General features: G+C 62.4%; 22 protein-coding genes. 5 read left to right on the top strand and 17 right to left on the bottom strand.

The window, feature by feature from the left end; translation table 11 throughout:
• Positions 1 to 18: 18 nt before the first annotated feature.
• On the top strand, positions 19 to 789 hold the full coding sequence (gene pgl, locus AYX22_RS10935) for a 6-phosphogluconolactonase (RefSeq protein ID WP_242703302.1): 771 nt from the start codon (positions 19 to 21) through the stop codon (positions 787 to 789).
• Here the strand turns inward: pgl and AYX22_RS10930 are convergent.
• From AYX22_RS10930 to AYX22_RS10860, 15 genes are all read right to left on the bottom strand, one after another.
• Complete coding sequence (locus tag AYX22_RS10930; RefSeq protein WP_207593512.1) at positions 742 to 1,137, bottom strand: RNA polymerase-binding protein RbpA; 396 nt, start codon at positions 1,135 to 1,137, stop codon at positions 742 to 744. The genes pgl and AYX22_RS10930 overlap by 48 nt on opposite strands.
• A 176-nt stretch (positions 1,138 to 1,313) precedes the next feature.
• Complete coding sequence (gene secG / locus AYX22_RS10925) at positions 1,314 to 1,571, bottom strand: preprotein translocase subunit SecG (RefSeq protein WP_024821019.1); 258 nt, start codon at positions 1,569 to 1,571, stop codon at positions 1,314 to 1,316.
• Between the two features lie 36 nt (positions 1,572 to 1,607).
• The gene (tpiA, locus tag AYX22_RS10920) at positions 1,608 to 2,423 is read right to left on the bottom strand and encodes a triose-phosphate isomerase (RefSeq protein ID WP_207593511.1); all 816 of its coding nucleotides are present in this window, start codon (positions 2,421 to 2,423) and stop codon (positions 1,608 to 1,610) included.
• A gap of 74 nt (positions 2,424 to 2,497) precedes the next feature.
• The gene (locus AYX22_RS10915; protein WP_207593510.1) at positions 2,498 to 3,724 is read right to left on the bottom strand and encodes a phosphoglycerate kinase; all 1,227 of its coding nucleotides are present in this window, start codon (positions 3,722 to 3,724) and stop codon (positions 2,498 to 2,500) included.
• Between the two features lie 9 nt (positions 3,725 to 3,733).
• Positions 3,734 to 4,744, bottom strand: coding sequence for a type I glyceraldehyde-3-phosphate dehydrogenase (gene gap / locus AYX22_RS10910; protein ID WP_089595055.1), 1,011 nt, complete (start codon positions 4,742 to 4,744; stop codon positions 3,734 to 3,736).
• Between the two features lie 271 nt (positions 4,745 to 5,015).
• Complete coding sequence (locus AYX22_RS10905; protein WP_089595054.1) at positions 5,016 to 5,639, bottom strand: superoxide dismutase; 624 nt, start codon at positions 5,637 to 5,639, stop codon at positions 5,016 to 5,018.
• A gap of 174 nt (positions 5,640 to 5,813) precedes the next feature.
• Positions 5,814 to 6,794 carry a DNA-binding protein WhiA gene (gene whiA / locus AYX22_RS10900; protein WP_018777554.1) on the bottom strand — a complete coding sequence of 327 codons (981 nt, stop codon included), beginning with the start codon at positions 6,792 to 6,794 and terminating at the stop codon, positions 5,814 to 5,816.
• A 9-nt stretch (positions 6,795 to 6,803) separates the two neighbouring features.
• Entirely contained in the window at positions 6,804 to 7,820 is a 1,017-nt protein-coding gene (gene yvcK, locus AYX22_RS10895; RefSeq protein WP_207593509.1) for a uridine diphosphate-N-acetylglucosamine-binding protein YvcK, read from the bottom strand.
• The gene (gene rapZ / locus AYX22_RS10890; RefSeq protein WP_089595052.1) at positions 7,820 to 8,743 is read right to left on the bottom strand and encodes an RNase adapter RapZ; all 924 of its coding nucleotides are present in this window, start codon (positions 8,741 to 8,743) and stop codon (positions 7,820 to 7,822) included. Before rapZ ends, yvcK begins: the two co-directional genes overlap by 1 nt.
• A gap of 129 nt (positions 8,744 to 8,872) precedes the next feature.
• Positions 8,873 to 10,888: an excinuclease ABC subunit UvrC gene (gene uvrC, locus AYX22_RS10885; RefSeq protein WP_207593508.1), complete on the bottom strand. Its 2,016-nt coding sequence runs from the start codon at positions 10,886 to 10,888 to the stop codon at positions 8,873 to 8,875.
• Between the two features lie 60 nt (positions 10,889 to 10,948).
• The gene (locus AYX22_RS10880; protein ID WP_207593507.1) at positions 10,949 to 11,617 is read right to left on the bottom strand and encodes a lysophospholipid acyltransferase family protein; all 669 of its coding nucleotides are present in this window, start codon (positions 11,615 to 11,617) and stop codon (positions 10,949 to 10,951) included.
• A complete protein-coding gene (locus AYX22_RS10875; protein ID WP_207593506.1) occupies positions 11,604 to 12,320 on the bottom strand; it encodes an HAD hydrolase-like protein in 717 nt (238 codons plus the stop codon). The genes AYX22_RS10880 and AYX22_RS10875 overlap by 14 nt, the downstream gene beginning before the upstream one ends.
• Before the next feature lie 68 nt (positions 12,321 to 12,388).
• Positions 12,389 to 15,316, bottom strand: a complete 2,928-nt coding sequence (gene uvrA, locus AYX22_RS10870; protein WP_207593505.1) for an excinuclease ABC subunit UvrA — start codon at positions 15,314 to 15,316, stop codon at positions 12,389 to 12,391.
• A 65-nt stretch (positions 15,317 to 15,381) separates the two neighbouring features.
• Positions 15,382 to 15,762, bottom strand: a complete 381-nt coding sequence (locus tag AYX22_RS10865) for a GntR family transcriptional regulator (RefSeq protein WP_207593504.1) — start codon at positions 15,760 to 15,762, stop codon at positions 15,382 to 15,384.
• A 202-nt stretch (positions 15,763 to 15,964) separates the two neighbouring features.
• On the bottom strand, positions 15,965 to 16,744 hold the full coding sequence (locus tag AYX22_RS10860) for a trans-aconitate 2-methyltransferase (protein WP_207593503.1): 780 nt from the start codon (positions 16,742 to 16,744) through the stop codon (positions 15,965 to 15,967).
• A 70-nt stretch (positions 16,745 to 16,814) separates the two neighbouring features.
• On the opposite strand from AYX22_RS10860, the gene AYX22_RS10855 reads away from it, so the two are divergent.
• The 4 genes from AYX22_RS10855 to AYX22_RS10840 are packed head-to-tail and all read left to right on the top strand — an operon-like array spanning position 16,815 to position 22,642.
• Complete coding sequence (locus AYX22_RS10855; RefSeq protein ID WP_207593502.1) at positions 16,815 to 19,349, top strand: DEAD/DEAH box helicase; 2,535 nt, start codon at positions 16,815 to 16,817, stop codon at positions 19,347 to 19,349.
• A 10-nt stretch (positions 19,350 to 19,359) separates the two neighbouring features.
• Positions 19,360 to 20,730 (top strand): CoA transferase, encoded by a 1,371-nt coding sequence (locus AYX22_RS10850; protein WP_207593501.1) that lies wholly within the window; start codon positions 19,360 to 19,362, stop codon positions 20,728 to 20,730.
• Positions 20,731 to 20,778: 48 nt separating this feature from the next.
• Positions 20,779 to 21,291, top strand: a complete 513-nt coding sequence (locus AYX22_RS10845) for a GNAT family N-acetyltransferase (protein WP_207593500.1) — start codon at positions 20,779 to 20,781, stop codon at positions 21,289 to 21,291.
• On the top strand, positions 21,284 to 22,642 hold the full coding sequence (locus tag AYX22_RS10840) for an alpha/beta fold hydrolase (RefSeq protein ID WP_207593499.1): 1,359 nt from the start codon (positions 21,284 to 21,286) through the stop codon (positions 22,640 to 22,642). Before AYX22_RS10845 ends, AYX22_RS10840 begins: the two co-directional genes overlap by 8 nt.
• On the opposite strand, the gene AYX22_RS10835 is transcribed toward AYX22_RS10840, so the two are convergent.
• Both AYX22_RS10835 and AYX22_RS10830 read right to left on the bottom strand, forming a co-directional pair.
• Entirely contained in the window at positions 22,639 to 23,985 is a 1,347-nt protein-coding gene (locus AYX22_RS10835; protein ID WP_207593498.1) for an MFS transporter, read from the bottom strand. The two genes, AYX22_RS10840 and AYX22_RS10835, sit on opposite strands and share 4 nt — an antisense overlap.
• 29 nt (positions 23,986 to 24,014) lie before the next feature.
• The gene (locus AYX22_RS10830; RefSeq protein ID WP_207593497.1) at positions 24,015 to 25,040 is read right to left on the bottom strand and encodes a TerC family protein; all 1,026 of its coding nucleotides are present in this window, start codon (positions 25,038 to 25,040) and stop codon (positions 24,015 to 24,017) included.
• Between the last annotated feature and the right edge of the window lie 119 nt (positions 25,041 to 25,159).

Below are 25,159 nucleotides of genomic sequence, written 5' to 3'. Positions count from 1 at the left end.
CCCGACTCCAAGGTGTTGATGGCCGCCATCGCGGCACGCCTCATTACCAAGCTTGTGGATGTCCAGGACAAGCACGGCGAGGCCACGGTGGTCCTGACCGGCGGCACCGTCGGAATCGGAACGCTGAAGGCTGTGGCCGATTCAGCTGCAGCACCGGCCGTCGACTGGTCAAAAGTTAACTTCTGGTGGGGTGATGAACGCTTCGTTGCTGCTGACAGCGAGGACAGGAATACCCGTCAAGCGCACCAGGCCCTGCTGGCCCACCTGGCTGTAGATCCTGCCAGGGTCCACGAGCCCGGCTCGGCGGACGACTTTGCCACAGCTGACGAAGCCGCCTTTGCCTATGCCGAGGAACTCAAGGCAGCAGCCGAAGCCGAGCATGCAGCTGACATGTCTGATAGCCGCTCCGACGAGCCTGGCCTCCTGCCGCGCTTTGATGTCCTGCTTCTTGGCGTGGGCCCGGACGCCCACGTGGCGTCGCTCTTTCCCGAGCAGGCCGGCGTCCGTGAGAAGAAACGCACGGTGGTGGGTGTCGAGAACTCGCCCAAGCCGCCGTCGTCGCGTATCTCCTTGACGCTGCCCGCCATCAACACCGCCCAGGAGATCTGGATGGTTGTTGCCGGCGAAGATAAGGCAGGAGCTGTTGGCCTGGCCTTGGCTGGCGCCAACCCGGTCCAGGTGCCCGCCTCCGGTCCCGTTGGCCGTGCGCGGACCCTGTGGCTTATAGACGAGAACGCAGCCTCACGCGTCCCCCAGCAGCTGGTCCGGAAGGACCCCGCGGGCGCGTAGCCGCTCCAACGCTCCAGTCAGGACAATTTCTGCGTCTTGGCTGGAGCGTCTCTCTTTAACGTAATCGAGGTGCGATTTGAAGAGCTCGTCCTCTGGCCGGGCCGAGGCCGGACGGCCGGGATCACGGGAGGCCGGAAGGCCGCACTTAGGGCAGTCCCAGGTCCTGGGAATTTGCTCGTCCGGCAGTTTAAGAAAAACAAGCCGGGTTTCGTGTCCTTTGGCGCACCAATAGGGAACCCGAATCCGCGGCAGCTGGACTCCCCCGCCATGGTCGCTTTGGTTTCTCGGAGTAGAACCTTGGGCCACACCTACGCGGGTGCCCCGATATCCTGGCGTGCCATGAACCATTTTCGAACCCCTAGCGACTCGGTGGTCGGCCGTCACGGCCCGTGGGCCTTTCGGCCAACACGGACATTCTAGTGCGAAGTGCTCGACGACGGCACTGGGGATGGGTAACCAACAAAAAGAGGAGTGGTCCCTGGGAAGGAACCACTCCTCTTGTGATAGATCCGTTGAGGTGGGGACTAGGAGTCGCCACCTGAGGTGAAGCGCATGATCAGGCCAAGGCCGATGATGACAGCTCCCCATGTGATACCGAGAATGATGGTGAAGCGGTTCAGGTTGCGCTCGGCTACACCGGACGAACTCAATCCGGAGCTCATTCCGCCACCGAACATGTCGGACAAACCGCCGCCACGTCCCTTGTGCAGGAGAATGAGCAGCGTCAGCAGAAGACTGGTGATTCCCAGCAGGATCTGCAGAATGACTTGAAGAACGTCCACGACGGCCTTTCGAAGAAGCGGAAAACGGGAGCCGGACTAGTCCGTGACGAGGTGGCTCTCGAACCTGACAATGTTAGCAAACTCAGCGGGGTCCAGGCTTGCGCCACCCACAAGCAATCCGTCAACGTCACTTTCGGCCATGATGGCGGCTGCATTGTTGGCCTTGACGGAACCGCCATAAAGGAGACGGGTCTTTGCTGCGACGGTCTCGTCGAAGAGTTCGGCAAGTTCGGCTCGGATGGCTGCACACATTTCCTGTGCATCCTCCGGACCGGCAACTTCGCCCGTGCCGATGGCCCAGACGGGTTCGTAGGCAACCACGAGTTCCGCAGCCTGCTCAGCCGTGAGTCCTTCAACACCGGCGCGCAGTTGGGCAAGGGTGTGCTCCACATGCGTTCCTGCCTGGCGGATCTCGAGGCCTTCGCCGACGCAGAGGACAGGGATGACGCCGTGGCGGAACCCAGCTTTGACCTTGGCGTTCAGGACGTCGTCGGATTCGTTGTGGACGGTGCGGCGCTCACTGTGGCCCACCAGGACGTAGGTGCAGCCCAACTTGCTGAGGAACTGACCGGAGATATCACCGGTGTAGGCTCCGGAGTCGAACTGCGAGAGGTCCTGGCCACCGTAGACCACCTCGAGGTCGTCACCCTGGACCAGCGTCTGGACGCCACGGAGGTCCGTGAACGGCGGGAAGACGGCAACCTCGGCACGGTTGTAGTCGTGCTTGGCGTCGGACAGCGTCCAGGCGAGCTTCTGCAGCAAGGTGATGCCCTGGACGTGGTCCATGTTCATCTTCCAGTTGCCGGCGATGAAGGGCTTGCGGACAAAGTTGCCGTTGGCAGAGGTAGTCACATGAACTCCAAAGAATGCGTTGAAATATGGAACGGCCGGCAGAACGCGATGGCGTCCTGCCGGCCGGATGGTGCTTAGCGGTCCAGGACGCTCAGGCCGGGAAGTTCCTTGCCTTCAAGGTATTCCAGGCTTGCGCCACCACCAGTGGAGATGTGTCCGAACTGCGAGTCCTCGAACCCTAGGGTCCGAACGGCTGCGGCGGAATCGCCACCCCCCACAACGGTGAAGGCAACCGTATCCGTCAACGCCTGGGCGATGGCCCGCGTGCCGCTGGAGAAGGCCTCGAATTCGAAGACACCCATGGGGCCGTTCCAGAAGACGGTCTTGGCGCCTTCGATCTGGGCTGCGAACGCGGAAGCGGATTCCGGTCCGATGTCCAGGCCGATACCGGAAGCTCCGAAAGCGCTGTCCTCAATGGCGTCCGCCCTGACGACCTCGTGGTCTGCATCAGCTGCAAAGCGGCTGGCCACTACTACGTCGGTGGGGATCACAAAGGAGGTACCCGCAGCCGAAGCGCGCTGGAGGTAGTCCTGGACTACGGGGATCTGGTCCTCCTCAAGAAGGCTTCCCGCAACCTTATGGCCTGCTGCGGCCAAGAAAGTAAAGAGCATGCCGCCGCCAACAAGGATGGTGTCCGCTTTGCCCAGAAGGTTCTCGATCACCGCCAGCTTGTCCGAGACCTTGGAGCCACCAAGAACTACGACATACGGGCGCTGCGTGTCCGTGGTGAGCTTCCGGAGAACCTCTACCTCGGTGTGGACGAGGTCGCCCAGATAGGACGGCAACCGGGTGGCCACGTCATAAACGCTCGCGTGCTTGCGGTGGACCGCTCCAAAGGCATCGTCCACGAAGGCGCCGTTACTTCCCGTGAGGGCAACCAGCTCGTCGGCGAAGGCGCCGCGCTGGGCGTCGTCCTTGCTGGTTTCGCGGGCATCGAAGCGAACGTTCTCCAAGATGAGTACGTCCCCGTCGTTGAGGCCGGATGAGAGCTCCTTGGCGGAGTCCCCCACCGTGTCGGCGGCGAGCTGTACCGGGAAGTCCGCCAGCTCCGCAAGGCGGGCCGCAGCGGGCTTCAAGGAGTACTTTTCTTCGGGAGCGCCCTTGGGGCGTCCAAGGTGTGCGGTAACGAGCACACGGGCACCGGCGTCCGAGAGCTTCTTGAGGACCGGAAGTGAGGCCTTGATGCGGCCGTCGTCGGTCACTGTAGAGCCGTCGAGCGGCACATTGAGGTCACTTCTGACCAGAATGTACCGCCCGCGGACACCTTCAGCGATGAGTTCGTTGAGGGTGTGAGATGTCATGTGTCTACCCTAGCCCAGCTTGGATGCGACGAGCTCCGTGAGGTCTACGAGACGGTTGGAGTAACCCCACTCGTTGTCGTACCAGGAAACAACCTTGACCTGGTTGCCAATGACCTTGGTCAGGCCGGAGTCGAAGATGGAAGACGCCGGGTCTCCGACGATGTCAGAGGACACGATGGGAGCGTCGGTGTAGCTAAGGATGCCGGCGAACTGTTCTGACTCAGCGGCAGCCTTGACTGCTGCGTTGACTTCTTCAACCGTTACTTCGCGGGAGACGGTGACCGTGAGGTCCGTAGCGGAACCCGTGGGGACCGGAACGCGGATGGCGTAGCCGTCCAGCTTGCCCTTGAGCTCCGGCAGGACCAGTCCGATTGCCTTGGCTGCACCGGTGGACGTAGGAACCATGTTGATGGCGGCGGCACGGGCGCGGCGGAGATCGCCGTGCGGTCCGTCCTGCAGGTTCTGGTCGGCCGTGTAGGCGTGGACCGTGGTCATGAGGCCACGCTCGATGCCGAAGGCGTCATTGACTACCTTGGCCAGCGGGCCGAGGCAGTTGGTGGTGCAGGAGGCGTTGGAGATGATGTTGTGCGCTGCGGGATCGTAAAGCTCGTGGTTGACGCCCATGACGATGGTGATGTCTTCGTCGCTTGCGGGAGCCGAGATGAGGACCTTCTTGGCGCCGGCATCAATGTGCTTCTGGGCTGCTGCGGCCTTGGTGAAGAAGCCGGTGGACTCGATGACAATGTCAACGCCCAATTCGCCCCAGGGAAGGTTGGCGGGATCGCGCTCAGCCAGGACCTTGATGGACTTGCCATCGACTACCAGGTTTCCATCGACAACTTCCACGGTCTGGGCGAGGCGTCCACCGACGGAGTCGTACTTCAGGAGGTGGGCGAGAGTCTCGGGGCTGGTGAGGTCGTTGACGGCGACGATCTCAAGGTCTGCGCCCTGGGCCAGTGCTGCGCGGAAGTAGTTACGGCCGATGCGGCCGAAGCCGTTGATACCAATACGGGTGGTCACTATGTGTCAATCTCCTTGGTGCTCTTGCAAGCACGCCTAGTGAGTCGGATTTATTATTTCCAACCAACAGACCCCGCACGTCTTTGGGCAGAGGTGATTATCAGATCGGAGGGCGACCAGCCACGTTGCTGAAGGCTAACCGCCTTCCGTGATCCATCTTACGTTTAACTAAGCCTGCCCCCGCAACTGCGGAGGCAGGCTTTCCAGCATTTGGCCCCAATTCACGCAAAAAGTGACTTTTGTTACATCGGCGTGAACCGGGGCTCACCAACTAAAGGACGATGAGGCCCGTGGCGTTGGCGCGCGCGGCTTCGAAGCGCTTTGCAACGTCCGCCCAGTTGACGATGTTCCAGAAGGCCTTGACGTAGTCAGCCTTGACGTTGACGTAGTCCAGGTAGAAGGCGTGCTCCCACATGTCCAGCATCAGGAGCGGCGTGGTACCTACTGCAACGTTGCCCTGCTGATCGTAGAGCTGCTCGATGAGCAGGTTGCCACCGATGGGCTCGTAGGCCAGGAAAGCCCAGCCGGAACCCTGCAAGCCAAGTGCGGCAGCGCTGAACTGCGCACGGAAAGCGTCGAACGAACCAAAGGCGTCATCGATGGCTGCTGCGAGCTCACCTTCGGGCTTGTCGCCGCCGTCCGGGGAAATGTTGTTCCAGAAAACGGAGTGGTTGATGTGTCCGCCGGTGTGGAACGCGAGGTCCTTGGAGAGACGGTTGATGTTGGCGTAGTCACCCTTCTCGCGGGCATCGGCCAGCTGGGAGAGGGCATTGTTGGCGCCTGCAACGTAAGCAGCATGGTGCTTGCTGTGGTGCAGCTCCATGATCTTTGCCGAAATGTGCGGCTCGAGTGCTGCATAGTCATAGCCGAGCTCGGGCAGAACGTACTCTGTCACGAAATCCTCCAATGTAATGGACTGACGTCCGGGTTGGTAACTCTCGTTATGTCATCCGGCCAGCATGCTGGCCGGAAATCCTTGGCGAAGAAGCCTGCTCTTGCCTCCATCGGGAACAACCCCGGGTGGCCTCGCAGTATTTCCTCCACGCATTTTCGATTCTATGGGTGCGGACTACTCGTCCATCATTTCCGGAGTCACATTTGCCTCAGTACCCGGGATGCCCAGGTCGAGGGCCCGCTTATCCGCCATGGCGAGGAGGCGGCGGATGCGACCCGCAATGGCGTCCTTGGTCATGGGCGGATCCGCCAGGCGTCCGAGTTCATCCAGGCTGGCCTGCTTGTGGGCAACACGGAGCTCCCCGGCGTACTTGAGATGGTCCGGTACGTCGTCTCCCAGGATTTCCAGGGCACGGTCCACCCTGGCACCCGCGGCCACTGCTGCCTGGGCAGACCGGCGCAGGTTGGCGTCGTCAAAGTTGGCAAGCCTGTTGGCCGTCGCCCGGACTTCCTTGCGCATGCGCCGTTCTTCCCACACCATCAGCGCGTCATGCGCACCCATGCGGGTCAGGAGGGCAGCAATGGTGTCTCCGTCTCGGATGACTACGCGATCCACTCCGCGCACCTCACGGGCCTTGGCCTGGATGCCGAGCCGCCTGGCAGCCCCAACGAGTGCCAGCGCGGATTCGGGGCCGGGGCACGTGACTTCCAGCGAGGAAGAACGACCCGGCTCAGTGAGTGAACCGTGGGCGAGGAACGCTCCCCGCCAGACAGCCTCGGCGTCTGCAGCCGAGCCGTTGACCACCACCGAGGGCAGCCCTCGCACAGGACGTCCGCGTCCGTCCAGCAGGCCCGTTTGGCGGGCGAGTGCTTCACCGTCCCGGACCACACGGACAACATAGCGGCTTCCCCGGCGCAGGCCGCCACCGGAAACGACGATGATTTCGCTCTGGTGGCCGTACACTTCCGCGATCGCGGCCCGGAGGCGGCGTGCCGTGGAAGCGAGGTCGACTTCAGCCTCGATGACGATCCTGCCCGAAATGATGTGCAGGCCACCCGCGAAGCGCAGCATTGCCGAAACTTCAGCCTTGCGGACTGAAGACTTTTTGATGTCCAGCCGGGACAGTTCGTCCTTGACCGACGCAGTAAGTGCCATCGCGTATTCCTAACTGTTCCCGAAAATATCGTGGTACGCCGCTGCCAGCAGCAGTGGATCATGGACGGGGCGGCGCCTCGACGCCCCCACTCTACCCAACACCACTTCAGCCCCGATCATCCCCGCGGCCTTCTCGAAGGCTTTGAGGTCCTGGATTGCAGCAGGATCCGCAAGGACCACATCGACGCTGAATTCAGGTGCATAGCGGCGCAGGACATCCAGATGGTCCGCGGCCGTCATGCCCGAGGTTTCCTTGGTTTCGACGTCAAGGTTCATGGTGAGGCAGCGCTTCGCAGCGGTGTCGCCCAGGGCTTGGCGCAGCTCAGGCAGCAGCAGATGCGGCAGGACCGAGGTGTACCAGGAACCGGGTCCAAGGATGACCCAGTCAGCCAGTTCGATGGCCGTCAGGGCTTCTGTGCAGGCCGGAGCATCCTCAGGCAGCAGCCTGACGTCTTCAAGCTTGCCCGCCACAGCGCATTTGGCCTGGCCCCGGACCGTACGCAGTTCCTGGCCACCTCCCGGAAGGTCAATGTGGGCCTGGCCCTCAATGGTGAGGGGAACGCTGGACATGGGCAGCACCTGGCCCCTGGCTCCCAGCAGGGCGCCGGCCCACTTCAGGCCGGCAACCGTATCTCCCAAGAGCTCCCACAGGGTCACGATCAGCAGATTGCCCATGGCGTGATGGTCCAGTGAGCCGCCTTTGGCGGACCCGGCATTGAAACGGTGCTGCATGACGTCCCGCCAGGTCCGGCCCCAGTCGGTATCGTCGCACAGGGCGCTGAGCGCCATCCGCAGGTCGCCGGGCGGAAGGACGCCGTACTCCTCGCGAAGACGCCCGGACGAGCCGCCGTCGTCCGCTACTGTGACGATTGCCGTCAGCTCGGAGGTGAGCAGGCGCAGTGCCGACAGCGACGCCGCCAGTCCGTGGCCGCCACCCAGGGCAACCACTGACGGACTTTTCTTTTGCTGGCTGCCGGGGACGCCTTTGGGCGGGATCAGGGGCAGTGGGCCGGTGAGGACGCCCACTACTCGCGTCCCAGGTCTCGGTGGGTGGTGGTGACTGTGACACGGGGATACTGCGCCAAACGCTTCGAAAGTTCGACGGCGACCGCCACCGATCGGTGCTTGCCTCCAGTGCAGCCAACAGCCAAGGTAGCGTAGTGCTTGTTCTCCTGGCGGTAGCCGTCCAGGACAGGCTCCAGGGCCCGTACGTACCTGTCCACGAACTCGTGCACGCCATCGGCAGCCAGCACGTAGTTGCTGACGTCCTCATCCAGCCCTGTATGGGGCCGAAGCTTGGGAACCCAGTGCGGGTTGGGAATAAAACGGGCATCGGCCACGAAGTTGGCATCCACAGGGAGTCCGTACTTGAATCCAAAGCTCATGACGTTCAGGCGCAGGGTCACCGGGCCTGTGTCGCTGAACAGTTCGGTGATGGCTGTTGCCAGGCCGTGGACATTGAAGTCGGAGGTGTCCAGCACGACGTCGGCATGCTCGCGCAGTTCCCGCAGGACCTCGCGCTCGACCCCGATGCCATCAAGGATCCTGCCGCCGCCCTGCAGGGGATGCGGACGGCGTCCTTGCTCGAAACGGCGGACCAGGACGTCATCATTGGCGTCCAGGAAGAGCACCCGGAAGGTGATGCCGCTGGCGCTGAGCGCGCCCAGCGCCGTCTGGATGTCAGTGAAGAGGTCCTTGCTGCGGACATCCACCACCACCGCCAGCTTGGGAATGGATTTGGGAGCATGCGAGACAATTTCGGCCAGGGTTCCCAGCATCTGCGGTGGGAGGTTGTCCACCACATACCAGCCGTGGTCTTCCAGGGCATCCGAGGCCGTACTGCGTCCTGCCCCTGACATGCCGGTGACGACCAGCAGTTCCGCCTCCGGGGGCTTGACGGGCGTGAGGCCGTCCTGCTCCGTTCCGGACCCTGCCGTTGCCTCATCCATGAGTTGTTCCCCGTTTCGTCCGAAGTGGTGTTTACGGCCTGAGGTGCGCTCCCCTTGGGTCAACGCACCCTCGACATGTTCAAGAGCCGGTGGCCGCTGATGCGGCCATCGGCCAGGTTCTAACCCTAGCTAAGATTCAAGGATTTCGCCGGTGGTCATGTTGATCGCCGGGACTGCCCCGGCGGAGTCTTCCGTCTTACCCAGGTGTTGAACCACGGCAGCTGCCAGCGCAGGGCCGATACCTTTGGCAGACGTGAGCTCTTCAACGGAAGCCGCTTTGATCTTTTTCAGCGAGCCGAAGTGCGCCACCAAAGCCTTGCGCTTGGCTTCACCAAGGCCCGGCACCCCGTCCAGGACGGATACCGTCATGGCCTTCCCGCGCTTCTGCCGATGGAAAGTGATGGCGAAGCGGTGGGCTTCGTCACGGATCCGTTGAAGTAGATACAGTCCCTGCGATGTCCTCGGCAGGATGACCGGGAAGTCGCTGTCAGGCAGCCAGACTTCTTCCAGGCGCTTGGCAAGGCCCACCACGTAGACGTCGTCGATGCCGAGCTCCGCCAGCGCACGCTTGGCGGCGTTGACCTGCGGCTGCCCGCCGTCCACCACCACAAGGTTGGGCGGGTACGCGAACTTGGCCTTGGGGGCCGGCATCGTGGGGTCCGACGGCGGGGCTTCAGTGTTGCTCTTGGCCCCCGCACGCGTCGGGTTGACGATCTCGCCGGATATCACGGGGACCTGGGCAGCCTTGTCCGTCAGGTAATGCCGGAACCGCCGGGTCAGGACGTCATGCATCGCCGCGGTGTCGTCAGCTGCCGCTGCGCCCGTGATGGAGAACTTGCGGTAGTCCGCTTTCTTGGGCAGACCGTCCTCCACCACCACCATGGAGGCCACCACGTTGGTGCCCTGCACGTGCGAAATATCGAAGCACTCTATCCGCAGCAAGGGAACCGGAATTTCCAGGGCTTCCTGCAATTCCTGAAGCGCCACGGAGCGGACAGTGATGTCGCCGGCCCTGCGGGTCTTGTGCAATTTGAGGGCTTGCTCCGCGTTCTCGCGCACCGTGGACATCAGGGCGGCCTTGTCACCACGCTGGGGCACGCGGATGTCCACCTTGGCACCACGCAGCCCGCCCAGCCACTCAGTGAGTTCGGCATGGTTGCTGGGTGCTTCCGGCACCAGGACTTCGCGGGGAATCCGGCCCTGGACCTCGCTGTCCTCGCCGTAGACCTGCTGCAGCAAATGTTCGATCAACTCTGGGGTCGTGGCATCTTCAACTTTCTCGACCACCCAGCCACGCTGTCCGCGGACCCGGCCACCGCGGACGTGGAAGACCTGCACGGAAGCCTCCAGTTCGTCGTCGTGGAGCGCGAAGACGTCAGCGTCGGTATCTTCGGCGAGGACCACGGCATTGCGCTCAAAAACCTTCCGGAGCGCGATGATGTCGTCCCTGAGCCCGGCAGCCCGCTCGTAGTCGAGTTCGGCCACGGCTGCTGCCATGTCCTTTTCCAGGCGGCTTATAAATCGTTTCGCTTCGCCGCCCATGAAGGAACAGAAATCCTCGGCGAGGTTGCGGTGTTCATCCGGACTCACCCGGCCGACGCAAGGGGCCGAACATTTGTCGATGTAGCCGAGCAGGCAAGGACGCCCGCTGGATTCCGCGCGCTTGAAGACGCCCGCGCTGCAGCTGCGGACCGGGAAAACCCGCAGCAGGGTATCCATCGTTTCGCGGATGGCGCCGGCGGTGTAGGGCCCGAAGTACTTGGTGCCCTTCCTGCGCTCACCTCGCATGACCTGCACCCGGGGGTACTTCTCCCCCATGGTGACGGCAAGGTAGGGATAGGTTTTGTCGTCGCGGAAAACTACGTTGAAGCGCGGCTTGAACTCTTTGATCCACGTGTATTCCAGCTGCAACGATTCCAGCTCGCTGCCCACCACGGTCCATTCGACGCTGCTGGCCGCATGCACCATGGCGTGGGTCTTGGGAAGCAGTCCTGCAGGGTTGGCAAAGTAGGAATTAAGCCTGGACCTGAGATTCTTTGCCTTGCCTACATAGATGACCCGGCCATGGGGGTCGCGGAATCGATAGACGCCCGGGGTGGTCGGAATCTCACCTGTTTGGGGCCGGTAACTTGCTGGATCTGCCACGTTTCCAGTCTAGTGAACCGGAACGACAACCATTGCCACGTCATCCCCCGGCAGCTGCTGCTAGTCGACGGATTTGCTCTGGTTGTAGCTTGCAGAGCGTTCCTGGCCGCTGAGCAGGGCGATGGCGTCCATGATCCTGTCGGTGACTTCACGCCGCGCCGGAAGCGAGTGGTCCGGCCCGGTCTTCTCGAAATAGAGCGGCTCGCCCACCTTCATGGTGAAGTGCTGTGGCCTTACTGCGTTCTTGTCCGCAGGCTGCAGCCTTTCGGTCCCGATCAGGCCCACGGGAATGACAGGCGCGCCTGTGGTCAGGGCAAGCCACCCCACGCCCGTACGCCCACGGTAGAGGATGCCATCGCGCGATCTGGTGCCCTCGGGGTAGATGCCGATGCCCTTGCCTGACTCGAGGATGTCCAGCAGGGTCTTGAGCGCCTGCACGCTGGCAGCCTGCTCACCTCGTTCCACCGGAATGGATCCCACGGCTTCGAAGAAGGACTTCATGACGGCACCTTTGACGCCCTTGGTGGTGAAGTATTCGGCCTTGGCAAAAAAGGCGACCGGACGCGGCATCAGAGCCTGGACGATCACGCTGTCAAGGAAGGAAAGGTGGTTGGGGGCCACAATGAAGGGCCCCTCTTTGGGAACGTTCTCCAAACCAATGACAGTAGGCCGGCACGTGGAGGAAATCAGTCCACGGGTTGTCCACCGGATCGCATCAAAGACTGCCATCGTTTTGTACCTCGCTCAGGGCTGCCGCACGGACAGCGTCAAGTTCTTCAATTTTGATCCGCAATTCGGCTGCGGTTTGCACTACGGCCACAGCGCCGGCTTCTTCGAGTTCACCGTCCGGGGCGAATCCCCAGGCCACCCCGATGCAATCCAGGCCGTTTGCCATGGCTCCTGCGACGTCCTGATGCCTGTCTCCCACCATCACTGCCGGCTGTGAATGCAGGTCAGCCAAGGCTGCCCCAACAATCTCGACTTTGCCGGATGCCGTATTCGCTTCCAGGGACTCGTTGTCAGCCGCCCCGCGTATGGACACGAAGAAATCAGCAATTTTATGGTGTTCGAGGACGAGCCTCGCAATGGACTGCGGCTTCTGAGTAGCAACTGCTACAGCCCGGCCGGATTCAGCAAAGTACTCAAGAAGTTCGAAGATCCCGGGGTAAAGCTTGCTCTGCCCGATACCCGTTTCCTTGTAATGGCGCCGGTAACGCTCAATGGTTTCATTGACCAGGGTTTCCGGGACGTTGGCCAAATGCAGCAGGGAATCGCTGAGCTTGGGACCCACCATGGAATTCAGCACGGCCTGCCCAGGAACGGGAAGGTTCAATTCACGGAGGGCCTCGGAGATTCCTCCCGTGATACCGCCGGCTGGATCGACAAGGGTGCCGTCCAGATCGAATATTACGGGCACCGTTGTTTGAGTCACCGGGTTAGTTTCTCACGAGTAGCGGCATGCCTGAAACTCGCATGCCGCTACCGGAATACTTCTGGCGCCTATCCGAGAATCTCGGCCAGGAACGTTGCTGTGTGGCTCTCCGTGGATGTTGCCACCTGTTCGGGTGTTCCGGTGGCAACAATCTTTCCGCCACCCGAGCCACCGTTGGGGCCCAGATCCACAATCCAGTCCGCGGACTTGATGACGTCGAGGTTGTGCTCGATGGTGATGACCGTATTGCCTTTGTCCACCAGGCCCTGAAGCACCATCAGGAGCTTACGGATGTCCTCGAAGTGCAGGCCCGTGGTGGGCTCGTCCAAGACATAGATGCTGCGTCCGTTGGAGCGCTTCTGCAGCTCTGCGGCAAGCTTCACGCGCTGGGCCTCGCCACCGGACAGCGTGGTTGCCGGCTGTCCCAGACGCACGTAGCCAAGGCCAACGTCCACCAGAGTAGTCAAGTGGCGTGCAATGGGGGTGAAGGCGGCAAAGAACTCGGCACCCTCCTCAATGGGCATGTTGAGGACATCAGCAATGGTTTTGCCCTTGTAGTGGACTTCAAGGGTTTCCCGGTTGTACCGGGCACCATGGCAGACCTCGCAAGGAACATAGACGTCCGGCAGGAAGTTCATCTCGATCTTCAAGGTGCCGTCGCCCGAACACGCCTCGCAGCGACCGCCCTTGACGTTGAAGGAGAACCGTCCGGGCAGGTATCCACGGACCTTGGCTTCGGTGGTCTCGGCGAAGAGCTTGCGGATGTTGTCGAACACCCCGGTGTACGTCGCGGGGTTGGAGCGCGGAGTACGCCCGATGGGACTCTGATCGACATGGACCACCTTGTCCAGGTGTTCCAGGCCGGCCACCGTCCGGTGCCGTCCTGCCACTTGCTTGGCACCGTTGAGCTTATTGGCGAGGACCTTGTACAGGATCTCGTTGACCAGCGTGGACTTACCGGAACCGCTGACGCCGGTCACCGCAGTAAAGAGCCCCAGCGGGAACGTGGCATCGACATTGTTCAGGTTGTTCTCACGGGCACCGACAACCTTGAGCTCACGCTTCTTGTCGTACTTACGGCGTTTGGTGGGAATGTCGATCTTCCGGCGTCCTGACAGGTAGTCACCCGTCAGGGAATCCGTGTTCTCCAACAGCTCCTTGTAGGTACCTGAGTGCACCACCTGGCCTCCGTGCTCACCGGCGCCTGGTCCGATGTCCACCACCCAGTCAGCCTCGTGAATGGTGTCTTCGTCATGCTCCACCACAATCAGCGTGTTGCCGAGGTCCCGGAGACGGGTAAGGGTCTCGATGAGTCGACGGTTGTCACGCTGGTGGAGGCCGATGGACGGCTCGTCAAGGACATACAGGACGCCCACCAGGCCGGAACCGATCTGGGTTGCCAGCCGGATGCGCTGGGCCTCCCCGCCGGACAGGGTTCCTGACGGCCGCTCGAGATTGAGGTATTCCAACCCCACGTCCAGAAGGAAGGTCAGGCGGGCCTGGATCTCCTTCAGCACCTGATTAGCGATTTGCGCTTCCCTGCTGGTGAGGGTCAGGCTGCCCAGGAACTCAGCGCATTCGCGCATGGGCATGGCAGCAACCGCTGCGATCGACTTGCCGTTGATCAACACGGACAACGATGCCGGGTTGAGGCGTGCACCATTGCACTCAGGGCAGGGAATCTGGCGCATGTACTCTTCGTACCGGTCACGGGCCCAGTCGGAATCGGTTTCACCGTGCTTCCGGTGGACGTACTGGATAGCGCCTTCAAAGCCCGTGCTGTACTTGCGTTCACGGCCAAAACGGTTCTTGTACTGGACAACAACCTTGTGGTCCTTGCCATGCAGCACGGTGTTCCGGACTTCTTTGGAGAGTTTCTCCCAAGGCGTCTTCATGGAGAAACCGAGCTCATGGGCCAAGCCCTCAAGGAGGCGGTTCCAGTACTCAGTGGTTGCCGTTCCCAAGGACCACGGGGCAATGGCGCCTTCACCCAAGGAGAGTTCAGGATTGGGGACGATGAGTTCTTCGTCGACTTCAAGCTTGGTTCCGATGCCGCTGCATGCCGAGCAGGCACCAAAGGGGTTGTTGAAGGAGAACGAGCGGGGCTCGATTTCATCGATCGCCAAAGGGTGCTCGTTGGGGCAGGCAAGATTCTCGGAGAAAGCCCGGATACGACCGGGATCCGCGGGGTCAAGATCCACGAACTCCACCAGGACACGGCCCTCCGCCAGGCCCAGGGCGGTCTCCACGGAATCCGTGAGCCGCTGGCTGATGTCTTCCTTGACCACCAAGCGGTCAACCACCACTTCGATGGTGTGCTTGAACTGCTTCCCCAGCTTGGGAGGATCGCTCAGTTGGACGAGCTCGCCGTCAACGCGTGCACGGGAATAGCCTTTGGCGGTCAGTTCCTTGAACAGGTCGACGAATTCGCCCTTGCGTCCGCGGACCACCGGGGCGAGGACCTGGAAACGTGTGCCTGTCTCAAGTTCCAGAAGCTGGTCAACAATCTGCTGCGGTGTCTGGCGGGCGATGGGTTCGCCACATACGGGGCAGTGCGGGCGGCCAACGCGGGCCCACAGCAACCGCATGTAGTCGTAGATCTCCGTGATGGTACCCACGGTGGAACGGGGGTTCTTGCTGGTGGATTTCTGGTCGATGGAGACCGCGGGCGACAATCCCTCGATGAAGTCGACATCAGGTTTGTCCACCTGGCCCAGGAACTGGCGCGCGTACGCGGACAGCGACTCTACGTAGCGGCGCTGCCCTTCGGCGAAGATGGTGTCGAAAGCCAACGATGACTTACCGGAACCCGAGAGTCCCGTGAACACGATCATGGCATCGCGCGGAAGGTCGACGTCCACGTTGCGCAGGTTATGTTCCCGGGCACCCTTGACCACCAGCCGCGAGAGGTCTGGCCTCGCGGGTTTGGAGTCAGGAACCACAGGGATGCTGTTCGGGGATTCGATGGCGGTATCTTCAGCTAAGGCTTTGGGCACTTACCAATGCTAATCGAAAACTTCTTCGAATTTCCATGTCGTGCCTCACATGCTACCGATCGGTATCAATCCGCGTCATACGCTGCGGCGAGAAGCTGGACTGCCTCGGCGAAAGAGGCGCCCTGTGCCTTCGCGGCGGACGCATACTGCCCGGCCACCTCGGCCAGCGCTCCCCAGCGATCGTCCCGGGCACAGACCACGGTGCCGTTCCGACCGCGGGTTGCCACGACGCCCGCGGCTTCCAGTTCTTTGTAAGCCCGGGCGACGGTGTGGGGTGCGACGTCCAGTACGCCGGCCAGATTGCGCACGGGTGGCAGTTTCGCTCCAACCGCCAGGACTCCCGAGTCAGCGAGCTCGATGATCCGCAACCTTAACTGTTCAAAGAGGGCGACAGCGCTGGTGGTGTTGGGCCGCCAGGTGCCCGGGAAATCGCCGGTGGGAGTCACAACGACCTCCGCCCGGGTGCCGGCATGTGGCGGGGCGTTTGATGTCGGAAGCGTCCTTGGTCCATGCCGAGAATTAGACCAGCGACGACGGCAGTGGACAAGCCATGACGACAGGCACATCCACATCGAGGACCAGGCAGATCACCATGCAGCTCACGGCGCAAGAAGGTCGCTGCCTCCCCTCCCGGGGAATCCAACGGCGTCACGCGTTCTTCCGTGCCACGGCAAAAATGCGTCGAAACGGATAGACGGTTCCATGGCTTGTTGCGGGATAGGCCTCGCGCAGCATTGCGGCGTACTCCGTCTCGAAGTCGGCAGCTTCTTCAGAGGACAATGCCGCCAACAAGGGACGGAGACCTGTGCCGCGGACCCATTGCAGGACCGGGTCACTGCCCGGCAGTACCTGCTGGTAGGTGGTTTCCCAAGCGTCGGCCGAGCATCCGGCGTCGAGCATGATTCCCAAGTAGTCCGCCGGGCTCCCTACTGCACCGTCATGTCGAAGAACGCCGTCCAGCCGGGCCGACCACTGGGGCGATTCCGCGAGGTGCCGCATCAGGGTGTGGGAAGGAGAGGTGAAATTGCCGGGAACCTGCAAGGCAAACCATGCCCCGGGCTGCAGGGCCCGCAGCCAGCCGGCCAGCATGTCCTGGTGACCGGGAACCCACTGGAGCGCCGCATTGCTGACAACTACATCGGTATCGGCGTCGGGCGACCATTTCGCGATATCACCCTGTATAAATTCCAGATGCGTGAACTGCTGCGTGAGGGCGCCTGCTTGAGCGAGCATCTCCGCAGAGGAGTCCAGGCCAACAATGCGGGCGCCTGGCCAGCGCTCGGTGAGCGTAGCAGTAAGGTTTCCGGGGCCACAGCCGAGGTCCACTACCGTGCGGGGTTCACTGGCCTGGACCCTCGCGACGAGGTCGTGGAATGGACGGTCCCTATGGTTTCCGAATTCCACATACTTGGACGGATCCCACTTCATCAAAGCCTCCTCGCATCTGCCACCATTGCTGGGCCGAGCCTAAACCGTGCGGGCACTAAGCTGGAAACCAATGAAACTTCTTGAGCAGCTTCCCGGTTCCACCGCCACCGGTCCCCTGGACCCGGACGAAATCTACACACGGTTCGTGGAGTGGACGGAAACCCGCGGGTTACAGCTGTATCCGGCCCAGGACGAGGCGATCATGGAGCTTGCCTCCGGCGCCAACGTCATCCTCGCCACCCCCACGGGCTCCGGAAAATCGTTGGTGGCCATCGCGGCACACTTCGAGGCGATGGCACGGGGCCAGCGCAGCTACTACACGGCTCCGATCAAGGCATTGGTGTCCGAAAAGTTCTTTGCCCTCTGCGACATCTTCGGCGCGGAGAACGTGGGAATGATTACGGGCGATTCCGGCGTCAACCAGGATGCCCCAATCATCTGCTGCACCGCTGAAATCCTGGCCAACATTGCCCTCCGCGAAGGCTCGACGGCGGAGCTCGGCTCTGTGGTCATGGACGAATTCCACTTCTACTCCGATCCCCAGCGCGGATGGGCGTGGCAGGTACCCCTGCTGGAACTCCCCCAGGCACAGTTCCTCCTGATGTCCGCGACCCTGGGCGACGTCACACGCTTCGAAACCGGTCTGACTGAACTCACTGGCCGGTCCACCACCACAGTGAGCTCAGCCGAACGTCCTATCCCGCTGCACTACTACTACCACCTGACCCCGGTCCACGAGAGCTTGGAAGAACTGCTGTCCACCAAGCAGGTCCCGGTGTACGTGGTCCACTTCAGCCAGGCCGAAGCCATTGAGCGTGCCCAGAACCTCATGAGCATCAATATGTGCAGCCGCGCGGAGAAAGACCGGATCGCTGAGCTCATTGCAGGTTTCCGGTTCGCCGCCGGTTTCGGAAAAACCCTTAACAGGCTGGTCCGCCACGGTATCGGTGTCCACCACGCCGGCATGCTTCCCAAATACCGCCGCTTGGTGGAGCAACTGGCCCAAGCCGGGCTGCTGAAAGTCATCTGCGGTACCGATACCTTGGGGGTGGGCATCAACGTGCCCATCCGGACCGTGTTGTTGACTGCTCTGAGCAAGTACGACGGCGTACGCACCAGATCGCTTAACTCACGTGAGTTCCACCAGATTGCCGGACGCGCCGGACGCGCGGGGTACGACACTGCCGGGACGGTGGTCGTCCAGGCGCCGGACCACGTGGTGGAAAACACCAAGGCGATGGCCAAGGCAACCGCCAAGTTCGGCGATGACCAAAAGAAGTTGCGGCAGGTGGTGAAGAAGAAGCCTCCTGAGGGATTTGTCTCCTGGGGTGAGCCCACGTTCAAGCGGCTGGTGGAGTCCGTGCCTGAGCCGCTGACGTCCAGTTTCACTGTGACCCACGCGATGCTCCTGAACCTTATGGAGCGCCCGGGTGACCCGTTCCAGGCCACCAGGCGCTTGCTCAGCGAGAACCACGAGAACCGCGCTTCCCAGCTCAAGCTCATGAAGAAGGCTCTGGGGATTTACCGCGAGCTGCTGGCCGCAGGTGTGGTTGAACGCATCCCGGAGGAGGAGCAGGAAGTTGAGGGGCGCTCCGTACGCCTGACAGTTCACCTGCAGGCAAACTTCGCCCTGAACCAGCCGCTCTCCCCCTTCGCGTTGGCCGCCTTGGAGTTGCTTGATCCCGAGTCGCCGTCCTACGCCCTGGACGTTGTCTCCGTGATCGAGTCAACCTTGGAGAAGCCCCGCCAGATTCTTTCGGCGCAGCAGAAGAAGGCACGCGGCGAGGCCGTTGCGGCGATGAAAGCCGATGGCATCGAGTACGACCAGCGGATGGCCATGCTTGACGAAGTTACGTACCCCATGCCTTTGGCGGACATTCTCGGCGAAGCTTTTGAGGTCTACCGCAAGGCTGCGCCGTGGGTGGGCGACTTTGAGCTTGCGCCGAAATCCATCATCCGGGACATGTACGAGCGCGCCATGAATTTTGGTGAGTTCGTGCAGTTCTATGGCCTGGCCCGCTCGGAGGGCATCGTCCTGCGCTACCTGGCGGACGGGTTCCGCGCCCTGCGCCAGACCGTTCCCCAGGATTCGCTGCGGGAGGACCTTGAAGACCTGATTGCGTGGCTGGGAGAACTGGTCCGCCAGGTTGACTCCAGCCTGCTGGATGAATGGGAAGAGCTCACTTCGGGGCTTGCCCCCACACCGCACGACGCTCCCCCTCCCCCGCCCCCGCTCCTGACGTCCAACATCCGGGCTTTCCGTGTGATGGTCCGGAACGAAATGTTCCGCCGGGTTGAACTCTTTGCTGATGAGGACTCAGCGGCACTGGGCGAGCTGGATGGCGATGCCGGCTGGGACGCAGAACGCTGGGAAGAAGTCCTGGATGACTACTTTGATGAACACGACGACATCGGCACGGGTCCTGATGCCCGTGGCCCGGGACTGCTCATCATCACCGAGGAACCCGGCAGCTGGAAAGTGCGGCAGATCTTCGATGATCCTGCGGGCAACCATGACTGGGGAATCTCGGCCGAAGTTGACCTGGCCGCATCTGACGAGACCGGTACCGCCGTGGTCCGCGTGACAGACGCCGGCAGGCTCTAGGCCAACCGCTGTGGAACCGGTCCCGGACCTGACCGGCAGCCTGCGGTTGCTGGACGCCTTCGCTACTGCAGAGCCGGCAGCCTGCATCGGTCCGCGCTGGTGGTGGGGTGGCAGCTTGGACGTCGAAGGGCTCGCGTTGGGGTCCGTCCAGGCAGCAGCCACTGCCCTCGAATCCCTGACGGGTTCTACGGGCCGTTACGCGGTGTCGTCAGAATTGACGGCAGCGTCTTTTGATTCGTTGGGGCACCTGAGGATCTCGGGCCGGAAACCCCAGGGTTTTGCTCCGATGTCCGGGTTCCGTCCCACCGCAGATGGCTGGATCCGTCTGCATGCCAACTACCCGCACCATGCGGCGCGGCTGATGGAAACGCTTCGGATTTCGACGCCCGATGGGCTTGACCGAGTGCTGCTTTCCATGACCGCTCTGGAGGCAGAGGAAGCAATTATTGCCGGGAGGGGTGTGGCCGCGGCCGTCCGTAGTCGGGAAGAGTGGACTGCCACACCCATGCATACCGCGGCAAGCACGGGACCGTGGATTGGATTCACGTCTCCTGCAGCGCCGGTTGAAAGTCCGCGGTCGTCGTCGTGGGTTCCCTCAACAGACCCATTCCGTCCCCTGGCCGGACTCAGGGTCCTGGACCTGACCCGCGTCATAGCGGGGCCCACGGCCACCCGACTTCTGGGCGCCCTGGGTGCGGATGTCCTGCGGATCGATCCGCCGGGTCTTCCTGAGCTCACTGATGCCTTTGTTGATTCCGGGTTCGATAAGCGCAGTGCCGAAGCCGACCTCAACAATGCCGAGGCTTTGGACGTGGTGCACCGCCTGCTTTCGGCGGCCGACGTCGCAGTGACCGGCTACCGTCACGGTGGACTGGACAGATTCGGTGTGAACCCGGACAGGATGCTGGCCGCCAGGCCTGATCTGGTGGTGGTGACATTAAGCGCCTGGGGCGACTCAGGACCGTGGAATGACCGGCGCGGCTTCGACAGCCTGGTACAGGCAGCCTGCGGAATCGCGGAGCGATACGGAAACGTCGACGACGGGTGGACACCCGGCGCGCTGCCCGTCCAGGCACTGGACCACGCAACGGGGTACGGTGTTGCTGCAGCCGCCCTGGCTCTCCTGTCAGAGCGCCTCCACACTGGACGAGGAGGATCGGCACACGTTTCCCTGGTCCGCACGGCGGAGGTGCTCTTCCGCCTGTCGGTGCCCGGGCCCGCCAGCGGCGTCGGCGGAATGCCCATCCCGGACTTCCGTCTGGTGGACAGCCCCTACGGGCCACTCCGCTTCGTAGGGCCACCCCTGACCGTGGACGGTGTCCCCCTCCAATACCGCAAGGCCCCGGTGAAGTACGGAACGTCCGCCTTGGCTTGGCAGTAAGGAAGAACCGGGAGCGGCAGGCGCGGCTCCCCTAGTAAGCTCGGAGCCATGAGTGTAATCCGCCCAGCCACTGTAGACGACGTCCCTGCCATCCTCCGGATGATCCATGATCTTGCGATCTACGAGAAGGAACCGGACGCAGTCAAAAATACACCGGCCATGCTGACCGAAGTACTTTTCGGCGAGAACCCCCGTGTCTACGCCACCATGGCCGAAAACAGTGCCGGCGCAGTTCAAGGGTTTGCCCTCTGGTTCCTGAACTACTCCACGTGGGAGGGCGTCCACGGCATCTACCTGGAAGACCTCTACGTGATCCCCGAAGCACGTGGCGAGGGCCATGGCAAGGCGCTGTTGCAGCATCTGGCGGCCACCGCCGTCGAACGTGGTTACGCCCGTGTTGAGTGGAGCGTCCTTGACTGGAACGAACCCTCCATCACGTTCTACAAGAACCTGGGCGCTTTCCCCATGGAAGAGTGGTCCACGTTCCGCCTGACCGGCGAGGCCCTTGAGGCCTTCGGCACGAACGCGGGCCAGGCGAACGAGGCTCTCGCCCGTGGCTGACCAGTCCCCCGGACAGACCGCCGGCCGCAACACTGCCGGCGTGCACAGTGTCCACGCACGCCACGAGTTCCGCGGGCTGCGAACGGCGGAGCACTATTTCACCGTTCCCTTGGTGCACGTACCGGATGAATCAGCCACCGCCGGCGAGACCATCACGGTCTTTGCCAGGGAATACTCATCCACCGACCACACGGCCGAGGAAGCCGCCAGGCTGCCCTGGTTGTTGTTCCTGCAAGGCGGCCCGGGCGGCCGCGGCAACCGGGTCACATCGTTGTCGGGTTGGATGAAGGCGGCCGCGAAGGAATTCCGCATCCTGATGCTCGACCAACGCGGCACAGGCTTGTCCACACCCGTTGAACAACAGTCACTCGAACTCCGGGGCGACCCTTCAGCACAAGCCGAATACCTGACCCACTTCCGTGCCGACTCGATCGTGGCTGACGCTGAGTACATCCGCCGTGTGCTCGGTTCCGGTCCATGGTCTGTCCTCGGCCAGAGTTTCGGCGGCTTCTGCGCGTTGACGTACCTCTCCTTCGCGCCGGAGGGCCTCCGCGAGGTCCTTATCACTGGTGGGCTGGCGCCGCTCCACGGTCCGGCGGACCGCGTGTACCAGGCCACGTTCCACCGTGTCGCTTTGCGGAACGCGGAATACTTCTCCTGGTACCCGGAAGACCGGGACATCGTCACCCGGATCGCCCGCCACCTGGACCAGCATGCTGAGTTCCTCGCCAGCGGCGAAAGGCTCACGACCGAGCGTTTCCAGATGGTCGGGTCCTTCCTCGGGGGCAACACCCGGGTGGATGCGCTGCACTACCTCCTGGAGGATGCATTTATTGACACGCCCTCCGGTCCACGCTTGTCCGAGGCGTTCCTTGAACAAGTGCGGAGCCTCGTGAGTCGCGCGGCCAACCCTCTGTACGCCGTCGTCCATGAGTCGATTTACGGACAGGGTGAGGCAACCAACTGGGCCGCGTGGCGGGTACTGGAGGACCATCCGGAATTTAAACCCGATGCGAACGAGCCACTGCTCACCGGTGAGATGGTCTACCCCTGGTATTTCGAACAGGATCCGGCCTTGGTTCCCCTGCGGGACGTGGCTGGGCATTTGGCGGCCAAGAAGGACTGGAAGCCCCTGTACAGCCCCGAACGGCTGGCGGTAAACACTGTCCCCGTAGCGGCCGCCGTCTATAAGGACGATATCTATGTGGACCATGACCTGTCCCTGGAAACTGCGGCTGCAGTGCGGGGCCTTCAACCATGGGTCACCGCGGATTTCCACCACGATGGTATCGGGGAAGATGGCGAGGGAATCTTCGCACGTCTCCTTGGGATGGTTCGGGCGGTCCGTTAGGCCGGCGGCTGGTGCGACGGCGCGTCCTGGGCCCGTGCTGACCGTACGGCCATGACGAGCGTCAAAACCAGCACTACGGCAGCCAGGGCGCCCGAGGCGATGTTCAAGCCTTGGTATCCGATCCACGCGAGCAGCAGACCGGAGGTGGCGCCGCCAATGGCGCCGGCGCCACCCATGAGGGTGTCAGAGACGCCCTGAACGGTAACGCGCGCATCGGGGGCGACGCTTTCAGCCAGCAACGTTGACCCGGAGATGGTTGCGGCGGACCAGCCCAGGCCCAGGAGGATCAGGCCAGCGGTGACGAGACCAGGCTCGTGCTGGCCAAAACCGGCAATGAACACGGCAACCAGCAGCAGGCCGTGGCCCATGGCGATGGTTTGCAGGCGCCCTGCCTTGTCAGTGAGCCACCCCCAGAGAGGCGACAAAGCAAACATTCCGGCAATGTGCAGCGAAATCGTGAGGCCGATGATCACCAAGGCATCCTCGCTGTCCGTGGTTCCGCCATGGTGTCCTGCATGGGAACCGCCGACGAGTTGCTGCAGGTGCAGGGGCGTCATGGACATGACGGCCACCATGACGCCGTGCGCGGCCACAACGGCGGCCAGGGCCAGCATCGCCGACGGTGATGAGCGCACGGCGCGCAATCCTGAACGGATGGTACCCCTGACGGGCAGCGCGCCCTCGCCTGCGTCGCCGTTTGCCTGGGATGCCAGCCGCCTGGACAGCACCAGGGGGTCCGGGCGAAGGCCCGCAAACAACAGGACGGCTGCAAGGAACAGGCCGGCCGCAGAAAATACGAAGGGGCCGGCAATGGGCGGCAGCCCGAGTGCCTCCCCAACCACTGCACCCGGCTGGATCAGGTTGGGGCCGGCGACAGCACCAATGGTGATGGCCCAGACCACGGTGGACAATGACCGTCCGCGGTGCTCCGGGTCAGCGAGGTCGACGGCGGCGAACCTCGCCTGCAGGTTCGCGGCGGTTCCAAGACCCAGTAAAGCTGCGCCCAACAAGAGCAGCACGAAGGACTGGCCCACCACGGACGCAATAACCAGGAGCGCCCCCATCATCGCGGCCACCAGTCCTGTCACCAAACCTGTCCGGCGTCCCCGCGTTTCTGCCAGCCGCGCCAGGGGAAGAGCCGCGATCGCTGCGGCCAGTGTCAGCACTGTGGTGATGGAGCCGGCCCACGCTTCTGACCCTGACAGGTCCACTGCCAGCAACGATCCGATGGAGAGCGTGGCTCCGTTGCCGACGCCGCTGAGAAGTTGTGCGGAACTGAGCAGGAAAACAGTACGGCGCTGAACCCGTTGTGGGTCCAGCGCCGTAGTTGAAGTGGTAGTCACTTCACGAGACTACAACTTTCCAAGGAGAGTTACTCTGCCTCGCTCAAGCTCTTTCGTGCGTCTTCTTCCAACCGGGCATCGATCTTGGCCTGGCGTGCTGCAGGGCTCAGGAGGCTGGCTACAACCGCAACGACGATCGTTCCAACGATGACCGCCAAGGAAACGTAGGTGGGGATCTCCGGTGCCCATTCGATGTGCTGTCCGCCGTTGATGAACGGAAGCTCGTTGACGTGCATGGCGTGCAGGACGAGCTTGACGCCAATGAACGCCAGGATGACGGACAGTGCGTGCTTGAGGTACACCAGGCGGGTCATGAGGCCACCGAGGAGGAAGTACAGCTGGCGCAGGCCCATGAGTGCGAAGATGTTTGCGGTGAACACGATGAACGCGCTCTGCGTCAGGCCGAAGATCGCCGGGATGGAGTCCACTGCGAAGAGGAGGTCTGTCAGGCCGATCGTGATGAAGACGATCAGCATGGGGGTGAAGACCTTCTTGCCGTCCACGGTGGTGCGGATCTTGTTGCCGTCGAACTTTTCGGACATCGGCAGGACCCTGCGAAGGCGGGCAATGAGAGGGTTCTCGGTGTCTTCCTCGTCTTCGCCGGAGTCCTTCGCCTGCTTCCAGGCAGTCCACAGCAGGAAGGCGCCGAAGATGTAGAAGACCCAGCTGAACTGCTCGATGACCACGGCACCCAGCGCGATGAAGATACCGCGGAGGATCAGGGCGATGATGATGCCCACCATCAGCACTTCCTGCTGGTACTTACGGGGCACCGAGAAGCGGGCCATGATGATGATGAAAACGAACAGGTTATCGATGCTCAGGCTGTACTCAGTGACCCAGCCGGCGACGAACTGGCCGCCATACTCTGCACCGGCAAAGATGAACATGGCCACGGCAAAGAGCAGTGCCAGTCCTACATAGAAGGCGACCCACAGGCCGGCTTCTTTCATGGAAGGTTCATGGGGACGCTTGACGACCAACAGGAGGTCGATCAGCAGGATGATTCCGAGAACGACAAACGAGCCGATCTCAAACCAGACGGGAAGCTGCATTAAAGGTGCCTTTCGCAGGGTACGGGAAAGCGGTGTAAGTCTCTCCGGCCTGCCAGGGTGCGGTGAATGCAAGAATTGGCGGCCCGCTAGATCCGGCGAGGCATCTGTGCCTTGCGTGC

The organism is Arthrobacter sp. D5-1, from assembly GCF_017357425.1.
Classification (GTDB): domain Bacteria; phylum Actinomycetota; class Actinomycetes; order Actinomycetales; family Micrococcaceae; genus Arthrobacter.
Note: the sequence above shows the minus strand (reverse complement) of the source record. Positions and strands in the feature narration are given on the sequence as shown.